This window comes from Pseudomonas sp. NBRC 111131 (assembly GCF_001320525.1).
GTDB classification, from domain to species: Bacteria; Pseudomonadota; Gammaproteobacteria; order Pseudomonadales; family Pseudomonadaceae; genus Aquipseudomonas; species Aquipseudomonas ceruminis.
The window spans coordinates 1-8,183 of the sequence record NZ_BCBH01000067.1 but is presented as its reverse complement, the minus strand read 5'-3'; the positions used below and the strand labels follow the sequence as shown (position 1 = coordinate 8,183).

13 protein-coding genes and 1 pseudogene are annotated in these 8,183 nt (G+C 53.8%); 9 read left to right on the top strand and 5 right to left on the bottom strand.

All coding sequences use genetic code 11. The features are described from left to right. The 6 genes from APH34_RS29695 to APH34_RS28030 all read left to right on the top strand — a co-directional run. The coding region (locus APH34_RS29695) for a hypothetical protein (RefSeq protein WP_054903764.1) at positions 1–607 on the top strand (607 nt) is incomplete at its 5' end. Next, on the top strand, positions 600–1,229 hold the full coding sequence (locus APH34_RS28045; protein WP_054903762.1) for a hypothetical protein: 630 nt from the start codon (positions 600–602) through the stop codon (positions 1,227–1,229). The genes APH34_RS29695 and APH34_RS28045, both read left to right, overlap by 8 nt. 97 nt (positions 1,230–1,326) lie before the next feature. Next, positions 1,327–1,827: a hypothetical protein gene (locus tag APH34_RS28040; protein ID WP_054903761.1), complete on the top strand. Its 501-nt coding sequence runs from the start codon at positions 1,327–1,329 to the stop codon at positions 1,825–1,827. 35 nt (positions 1,828–1,862) lie between these two features. Beyond that, positions 1,863–2,111 carry a hypothetical protein gene (locus tag APH34_RS28035; protein WP_054903760.1) on the top strand — a complete coding sequence of 83 codons (249 nt, stop codon included), beginning with the start codon at positions 1,863–1,865 and terminating at the stop codon, positions 2,109–2,111. 71 nt (positions 2,112–2,182) lie between these two features. Continuing rightward, positions 2,183–2,707, top strand: a complete 525-nt coding sequence (locus APH34_RS29480; protein ID WP_124180119.1) for an N-acetyltransferase — start codon at positions 2,183–2,185, stop codon at positions 2,705–2,707. After that, positions 2,707–3,654 carry a tyrosine-type recombinase/integrase gene (locus APH34_RS28030; RefSeq protein ID WP_054903759.1) on the top strand — a complete coding sequence of 316 codons (948 nt, stop codon included), beginning with the start codon at positions 2,707–2,709 and terminating at the stop codon, positions 3,652–3,654. Before APH34_RS29480 ends, APH34_RS28030 begins: the two co-directional genes overlap by 1 nt. Here APH34_RS28030 and APH34_RS28025 read toward each other — a convergent pair. Genes APH34_RS28025 through APH34_RS28010 form a run of 4 tightly spaced genes read right to left on the bottom strand, consistent with a single transcriptional unit; the run spans position 3,636 to position 6,316 of the window. Further along, positions 3,636–3,977, bottom strand: coding sequence for a hypothetical protein (locus tag APH34_RS28025; RefSeq protein ID WP_124180120.1), 342 nt, complete (start codon positions 3,975–3,977; stop codon positions 3,636–3,638). The two genes, APH34_RS28030 and APH34_RS28025, sit on opposite strands and share 19 nt — an antisense overlap. Continuing rightward, a complete protein-coding gene (locus APH34_RS28020; protein WP_054903757.1) occupies positions 3,974–4,210 on the bottom strand; it encodes a hypothetical protein in 237 nt (78 codons plus the stop codon). Before APH34_RS28020 ends, APH34_RS28025 begins: the two co-directional genes overlap by 4 nt. Positions 4,211–4,241: 31 nt before the next feature. Further along, the gene (locus tag APH34_RS28015; RefSeq protein ID WP_054903756.1) at positions 4,242–4,655 is read right to left on the bottom strand and encodes a hypothetical protein; all 414 of its coding nucleotides are present in this window, start codon (positions 4,653–4,655) and stop codon (positions 4,242–4,244) included. Between the two features lie 53 nt (positions 4,656–4,708). Further along, positions 4,709–6,316: a DNA sulfur modification protein DndB gene (locus tag APH34_RS28010; RefSeq protein WP_054903755.1), complete on the bottom strand. Its 1,608-nt coding sequence runs from the start codon at positions 6,314–6,316 to the stop codon at positions 4,709–4,711. Positions 6,317–6,503: 187 nt separating this feature from the next. Between APH34_RS28010 and APH34_RS28005 the strand changes: the two genes are divergently transcribed. Then, complete coding sequence (locus APH34_RS28005) at positions 6,504–6,923, top strand: AsnC family protein (protein WP_054903754.1); 420 nt, start codon at positions 6,504–6,506, stop codon at positions 6,921–6,923. Positions 6,924–6,980: 57 nt separating this feature from the next. Here the strand turns inward: APH34_RS28005 and APH34_RS28000 are convergent, their stop codons facing one another. Further along, positions 6,981–7,487: a hypothetical protein gene (locus tag APH34_RS28000; protein WP_054903753.1), complete on the bottom strand. Its 507-nt coding sequence runs from the start codon at positions 7,485–7,487 to the stop codon at positions 6,981–6,983. Between the two features lie 153 nt (positions 7,488–7,640). Between APH34_RS28000 and APH34_RS27995 the strand changes: the two genes are divergently transcribed. Together APH34_RS27995 and APH34_RS29135 are read left to right on the top strand one after the other, a co-directional pair. Further along, the gene (locus APH34_RS27995; RefSeq protein WP_054903763.1) at positions 7,641–8,072 is read left to right on the top strand and encodes a LexA family transcriptional regulator; all 432 of its coding nucleotides are present in this window, start codon (positions 7,641–7,643) and stop codon (positions 8,070–8,072) included. Further along, positions 8,062–8,183 (top strand): annotated as a pseudogene (locus APH34_RS29135) (hypothetical protein); the annotation flags it as partial. The gene APH34_RS27995 and the pseudogene APH34_RS29135, both read left to right, overlap by 11 nt.

Here is an 8,183-nt window from a genome sequence, read left to right as displayed (position 1 = left end):
CACTTTGATCCAAGCTGGATTCAAGGTTTTGCTGATTGAATCGGATACCTCCAATCCTGATGTTTGGAAGATGTATAAAGACGAAATAGAGTGCAGGCTGATAGATCTGGACGATGCAAACGGCTGGATTGACCTGGTCAACGTCTGCGACGAATTCCGCGATCACGTTGTGGTAGTCAACACAGCAGCACGGAACAATAAAGGCGTAGCTGCGTACGGGGAAACGTTGAACAGCACGCTCGGTGAACTGAACCGGAAACTCATCACTCTCTGGGTGATCAACCGACAACGAGACAGTCTGGAACTGCTCAAGGAATATCGAGAGGCGCTGCCAGGATCAACTACTCATGTGATCCGAAATGCTTACTTCGGTGATGAAATCAAGTTTGAGCTTTACAACAATTCAAACATTAGGGAAAGCATCGAGGGCGCAGGCGGAAAGTCACTGATGCTGCCAGACTTGGCCGATCGGGTGAGTGATGATTTGTACAGCAAACGACTTTCGATCGGGAAAGCTTTGAAAGAATTACCAATCGGAAATCGCGCTGAACTGACCAGGTGGCGTCGCGATGTGAATAAGGTGATGGGGGAGGTTATCAATGGATGATATTGAGGTGGCTTTCGAGAAACTCTTAGGGAGGCAAGCCTCTGATAAAGAGGTGCAGGATCTCTATAGGGTTAAAAATGCATTGAATCTGCATAATAATGATTCGCTCTGGCTAATCTTAATGGCCTTGCAGTCCTACGACACGATGTATGCAAAGTATCCAGAGCTGATTGCCAGGCAGGTTGACAAACACGTTGACAAGCATAAGTCATTGTTTGCCGAGATGGCAGACGCAGAAACAAAAAAGGCGCTCTCTACATTGTCCGTTGCCGTAAGCGAAGCTAGTCAAGCTGTTGCGCTGAAAGTTGCTGATGCCGCTCGATGGAGAGCCTGGGGATTCGTTTTATTCGCGCTTCTTTGTTTTGCAGGCTTGTGCATGACTGTCGGGTTTGTGCTTGGTAGCGGACAGGTTCCTTATTGGGCTCAAATCGGCTCGGCAAGGGGACCACTCTTCAATATCGTCACGATAATCCTCAATGCCCCCGTCGGGTGGCTACTCCCCATTATCGCTGCTGGGTTATTCGGAGCAACATTCATATATCAAAGACCTACGATCAGGTCGGTCTTGTTGCTCGGGCTATTGCTGGCCTTATCGTTGCTTTCCCTGGGGTTTGTACTATGACAAGTGGGCCATTATTTTTTGGCCCATTTATTCCGTATAATATACACAATACGGAATTAGGATGTATAATGACTCTACGTCAATACGGAGGTCAATTATGGAAGCGTACTCAAACATCAAGGCGTATCGCAGTGTCGGCCTGGACATCAAGGGCTACAAGGAAGCTGAGACCTCCAGAGGCCTCGCTTGGTCCTGCAAAGTCTATCTCCACAAAAAAATGCTTGGGCTTGTATCCAACAATGGCGATGGCGGCATGACGCGGGTTGAAATCGACTCTGCTCAGCAAACGAACTTGGTTGCGCAGTTGAAAGCGCAAGGCTACCAACTTCAATTGACCTTCCAAGGGCACGCTATGGATGAGCCAACTGAAACGCCAGAATGGCTCGACATGGCCATCACCCAGATGATCGATGAAGTTGCCCAGCTGCGGAGATTGAAACGTCTCGGCAAGACTCATCTGATCGTCCTGCAGCATTCGAACTCACCAGAATTCTCCTTCTATAAAGCGCCTCCTAGTGACAACTCGATTGCTCGTATTCGTCGTCAGCTGGGCCCGGATCTGGCCTGCGTCATGAATGCGGAAATTGCCGCCCTGTAGGGCATTTAATGCTCGATCACTGAAGGATGGACCCTATGGACTTGAAAGACATGCTTAGACAGCTCGATGAAGAACTGCTTGCCGAAATCTTGGAAGCCGCGCATTGCGCCCTCAACCGACCAGGTGCAGCCAAACGAGTAGCAAAAGCAATGAACACTTCGGTTGACCGTGTTCGGACCCTGGCCTACATCTCGGCCCAGCTCAACCTGTGTCCAAGGCTTGTGCCAGACATCAGGACCATGAAAGAAATGGAAGCATTTCAAGCGCGCTTGAGCGCTGCATAGGCTCCCTCCCCCCGCGTTCATAAATTGGTGATAAAATACGTTATCACCAATTTTGGACAGGGAGTGGTTCTGTGGACTGGTTTGACCCTATGCGTGATTTTTTCGAACATACGCGCCGCAAACCCCCAAAAACGACCAAGCTAGAACAATCCGTTCAGTTAGTGACTGAGCGGGAAAGTTCGCACCCGCTCCAATTTGGCTATCCGTCTCCGACCTTTTACGCCGGCATTTACGCCGGCGCTACGCGCGTGGGTAGCATCGAATACGGTTTGAACCCGATCCTCGACCGCGTGTACGTTCACAAGATTGATGTGGACGATCAACACCGCTCAAATGGTCATGGCTTGGCCACATTAAAAGTGCTTCATGAACAGCATCGGGTTCCGATCGTGCCGGTTCATATCTGGGGATCTGCACTAGGCTTTTGGTCGAAGGCAAAATCTGCCTTGGCAAAGTCTGGTGGCTCCATTGCCTCTGAGATCCGTGGTGAAGATGAGATGGATGCGGAAACTCAACGGTGGGAGCGATTACTGAACGCGAAGCCTGTCGATCCTGTAGATACCAGCACGCCTAATAGACGACGGCGGATGCGCTGATGAAAGACATTCTGGTAACTAGGCAGCCTGGCAAACTTACTGAAGCGCAGTACCTGGCTCTATCTGAGGTGCCAGCTGCTACCGAGTGGTTGGCCAACATTGATAATCCGCAGACCCGCCGTGCCTACAGCATCGATATCGGCGATTTCACCGCTTTCGTCGGCATTGTCCATCCGGACCAGTTCAGAGAGGTTCAACGCGCCCATGTTTTAGCATGGCGAGCTGACCTCGAGCGCAGAGTGTTGTCTGCCGCAACCATCCGGCGAAAGCTTGCGGCGTTGACCAGCCTATTTGATCACCTGCTGGACAGTAACGCTGTGGCGGGTGGCAATCCCGTCCATGGCGTCAAGCGGCCTCCAAATGAGAGCAATGAAGGTAAGACGCCGGCGCTGGGTGACGACCAGGCCAAGGCACTGCTTGATGCTCCAGATCTGGACACCGTGAAGGGGCTTCGCGATCGAGCCCTGCTGGCGGTTCTCCTGTACCACGGCTTGCGTCGTGAGGAGGCTGCTATGTTGGATGTCGACGACCTGCAGGAACGCCGCGGCGTTCGTCATTTGAAAGTGCATGGTAAAGGTCGCAAGGTGCGCTACCTGCCGCTCCATCCAGTGGCTGCAGAGCGGATCCACCAGTACCTGGAAGCGGATGGGGAGCGGACCACGGGCCCATTGTTTCGCTCCGTTCGCGGGCGGACGCCTGGGGCGCGTTTGCTGGCCAACGGAATCTATTCGATCATCGGGTTTTGGGCCAAAACGGCCGGCATTGTGGTGGTTGGCCTTGGTGTGCATGGGCTGCGAGCTACTGCAGCAACCAATGCCTTGGAGCACGAGGCTGATATCGCGAAGGTCCAGACGTGGCTGGGACATTCCAATATCAGCACGACGCGGCTTTACGATCGGCGTGGCCAGCGGCCGGAGGATTCGCCGACCTACAAGGTCAAATATTGACGCGGATTATCCAGGGCATCATCAAACGCCGCGTTCGCACGTTCACGGAACAGATTGCGCCAGAAGAATGCCCATGGATTGAAAGCCAGAAACGGGCCAGTGACATACATTGCGAACGTTAGCGAGATGTCCGTAGGCAAGCCGATTTGCTTACTCACCATGCCGAGTGCGACGGTAATGCAAACAGCCTTGATTGCACCGCAAACGACATTGACCAGCTGGTCCCGCCAAAGCATCCGGTCGCGTAGCGCAGCGCGCATCGCAACTTTCCTGGCGATATCGGCCGCGAGCCACCTCCGCTCCATTTCTTCGAGCTCCTTCATACTGGCGACCAGTGCGTGGCACCGTTGTAGGCATCACCCCCTTCAGCGATGAACACCTGACCGGCTGGATCCACTGCGATAGCCCCTGGCTGCTCATTCTGAGGGTCGCGCAACTCATTTTTCCAACCGTATACGGTCCCCTGCCAGATCAGGACGATCCCTCCAAGATTGCATTGGTTGCTATCGCGCCAGTTCTGGGCTGTCTTCTGAAGGGTGCTGATTTCTAGTTCCATGAGTTCCTCCGCGAAAAAATCCAGTCCGGGATTAGTGGAAATTTTTCCGATACAGCCAGTAGTACCCGCCACCCAGAATCGCTGCGAGCCCTACCCACTTCACCGCGCTCGAGGCCCACCAAGAAACCGGTGGCGTGTGCCCTGGAAACGCCAGGCCGATTGCTCCCCACTCTGTCATCGCAGGCCAAAGCCCTCCCCAGATCGCCCCAACGGCCAGCGGTAGAACACCTATGGCAGTGATCATTCCAATACCATCAGGCTGGGTCTCGCACCAGAGACCTGTCCCGAGTATGCCGACCGCAATCAGCACCCCGAGCATCATCCAGGCGTGCGCGGCAAAGCTTACTTCCGGTAGCAACTGCAGCACACCGTGCGTGAAAGCCGCAGCAACTACAGCCACCAGCACAGTACCAACCGGTATCAGCCTTTCTGTTCCTACAAACATATCGATCTCCTTGAAGTGTGATCGAGGCGCCTACGCGCCTCGCTGCGGTGTACTCACTTGATGATGCGCTGGTGCAATTCGGCCAGCGATTCCGGCATAGGAATGTTGGCAATCGAAAGCAGCTGAGCGGCAGTGGCTTTGGTCCCGTCGACCGTCTTCTGCATTTTGCCCAATACCACGCACCGATTCTCCCACATGCCGTCGCTCTTTGACGGTTGAAGCGCTTCGAGCGGTCTCAACACATGCCACTTGGCCTTGCCTGGGTCAATGACCTTGGCGTTCTTCTCTTGAGGCGATAGATGCGTACCGTAAAAAAGCGCTTCACGACCGAACATCCCAAGCGCTTCCAGGAAGACCGCGTGTCCAATGACGAAATTCTCACGCACGTCCGAGGCAGCGATCTTGCCGGAAACCATATTGCCCCACTGGGGGATGTACTTCTCACAACCTTCGAGGAACTCACGCACAAGATCGGCGCAGTCCATTAGCTCATCATCACTCAGGCCAGTGATTGTTTTCTCACTGAGTCCCGTGAGCAGTGTCACGAATTTTTTGAAGGCAATCAGGCTCCAGAGCTTGGAAGAACGCATGCCTGGAGTACCGTTCTCGAAGTCGATCTTGCGCTTGATCGCAGGAAGCTGTGTGAGGAGATCCTGGAGCCAGGTGTTGTATGGATTGCGATGATCATACAGCGCATTGATCGCGCTGGACGGCTTCACCGCCTTGCTGTTGATATCAGCAAAGATCTGTTGAGAGCGCTGCAGGCCTTGGTCAAAGTGAATCTGTACCGGCGCCGTTTCATGGCGCAGCGTCTCGTCGTTGCGCAGTGCCATTTCGATAGCCAGGCGCCGGTGCTGCCCGTCATTGATCAGCATGGTGGCGCTCATGGGAATGTGTAGCGTGCCCAGCTGCTCGATGCCTTCAAGCGCTTCAAAAGCCATAGCCTTGTCGACGCTCGCCGTGAGCGCCGGCAGTACATAGGTGTCCCGGTTGTCGAGCATGTATTCACTGATAGATTCTGCCCGTTTCTTGTTCAACGCACGCTGAGCGCGCAATTCAGCAGGCACGGCTTCCTCTTCGTCGAAAACAAACAGGCGAGCCAGGATTGGGTATGGAATCTGGGCGAGAAAATACTCCTGCCCAGCCTGGATACCACGCACGGCTGGTACGGCAAAGCAGGGTTGGTTACGAATCTCGTCGATAGCTTTTTGAGCCTCGAACCCTCTTGCCCGCAAGTGTGCATGCTCCTGAGATCGGATCTGTTGCTCAAGATGTTCTGCCCGAACCTCTTCTTCGTACCACTCTTTGAGCTCCTCCAAAGTGATGCCTAAATGCTGCAGGTGATATCCAGCGTCGTCAGCCATTACGTTTCGCTTACCGGTGAGCTCGTCGGACAAGATTGCTCGCATCAGTCGCTTGCCATACTCACGGCGCTCATTCAGCTCATGTTGATTCAACAGGTCTTCCCGCAAATCCCCCTTCTTCACCAAGCTCTCTGAATGAACCGCCGCAAAAAGGCCGTACTCGCCTTTGCGCTTGTTGGCTTTGTCCGCGGCATTACGAGCCGCTGTGCCATCCCTGTGAATCGAAACAACCTCCCCCGGTACAAACCGCTGTGTCTCAAGGGAGCACGCTTCTTTGGCGATCACTGCGTCGTACATTCCAGCCTCCGATTACCTGGTGAGAATGCACAAATGATATTATACGTACGTACGTATGTACATATTTTTTTAGAAGGCAATGGCTCGGCGGCAGAGCTAACACATATATGTATTAGGGTATGTTTCTGCTACTGCGCTACCGTGCGCGTCTTCAAGCCAACCGGTCACATCTAGCCTGGAAGCAGCGATGCCCAAATACTCCAAGATCGAACCCTACGACTGGCTTCTGGGCCAATGCTACGACCGCATTGTGGCCTACCTGGCGGGCACGACTACGAATGCGGTCCAGATCCGTCGGGCCAACAAAGGCATCCCACCATATGCGGACGACAAAACGATCAGCAAGCCCTATGACCCGCTTTTGGGCACGATGTCGGACGTCGCCCTGGCAAAAATATTCTGCGTCACTGCGTACGAAATTGGCCGCCGGCGACGGCTATTGAAGGTGGATATTTACGAACCCCGCCAAGGGCAAAAACTGGAAGATTTCGATCATCTTCTCCCAACCACGAGTAACGCGGAGATTGCACGCCGTGCAGGCTGCTCCAGACAAGCTGTCGCCCAGCGCCGCAAGAGACTGAATCGTATGAAGCCTCTCCTCTCTTAGAGAGACGTTTGCATTCATATAGCCTAAAACATATATGCTTTAGGCTACCGAACACATCTATGTATTAGGCTCCGATTGGCCCTGGAGCTCTTTAACCGCGGCCTCGACGCGATCGCCGTACTCTTCCTTGTGGCGCTGACGGATCACCGACATCTCGAAGATGAGCAAGCTGACCTGCGGAGACAGCTGCGCTTCAATACTGGCCATGTCTTCCTTGATCACGCCGGATTTTTGCGCTGCAGTACGGCCAGGCGTACCAAAGAAAGTAAGCGCCTTTCGGAAATCTACTCCACGGCCGATAAGCCGCTCACACACGTGCTCAGCAACCGTTGGGGTTATGTCTAAGCCCGCATCACGAGCGATCACCAGCTCGGAAAATATCAATCCTCGCTTGCACCGCTTGTGCGCTGCTGCAACTCGTGCGCCGCATCGACCAGCCATAGATCTGGGATCCCCTACCCCAAGCGTCAGCATGTTCATAAACGCATCAAGGAGCTCGGCATACGCGGCCTCTATCTCCTCTTCATAGATCTGTAGCAGCCTTTCTTTTTCGAGAACTTGCATAGCTTTGCCCTGGCTAAAACATATATCTGTTAGGGCACTATAGGCGGAAGTCTCGGTAGCTGTCAGGCTGGAAGCGCCATTTGTCTAACCGGAGCTAGTCGCGCAGCAATTGCTGCATTACTGTATATGCAAACAGTATTAAATCGGTGCACCATGAATGTCGTATCTATCCAGCCCCTTCGAGACTCAAGCCAGCTCATTTCAGTTCTTGCCGGGACGGCTGCAGGCGGCTTTCCAAGCCCTGCAGCTGATTACTATGAGCCGCCGATTTCCCTGGATGAGTTGCTGAATATTCGGGCACCACACGTATGGATTGTGCGTGTCCAGGGCGAAAGCATGCGTGACGCGGGGATCTACGACGGCGGTGTCTTAATTGTAGACCGTTCGATCGCGGCGAGAACCGGCCAGATCGTTCTGGCCTACGTTGATAACCAACCGCTGGTGAAACGGCTGGCCAAGGCCCCCGATGATCGTTGGCTACTGGAATCGGCCCACCCCAACTATAAGACCATCACCCCTGATCAGTACGGCTCGATTGATGTGTTTGGGGTTGTAACCTGGGACCTGACCAAGCATGTCTGCTGACAGCTCCCGACCTATCTTCGCCCTGGTGGACGTCAACTCGTTCTACTGCAGCTGTGAGCGCATTTTTAGGCCCGAGCTGCGGCAGCGCCCCGTCGTCGTTTTAAGCAACTC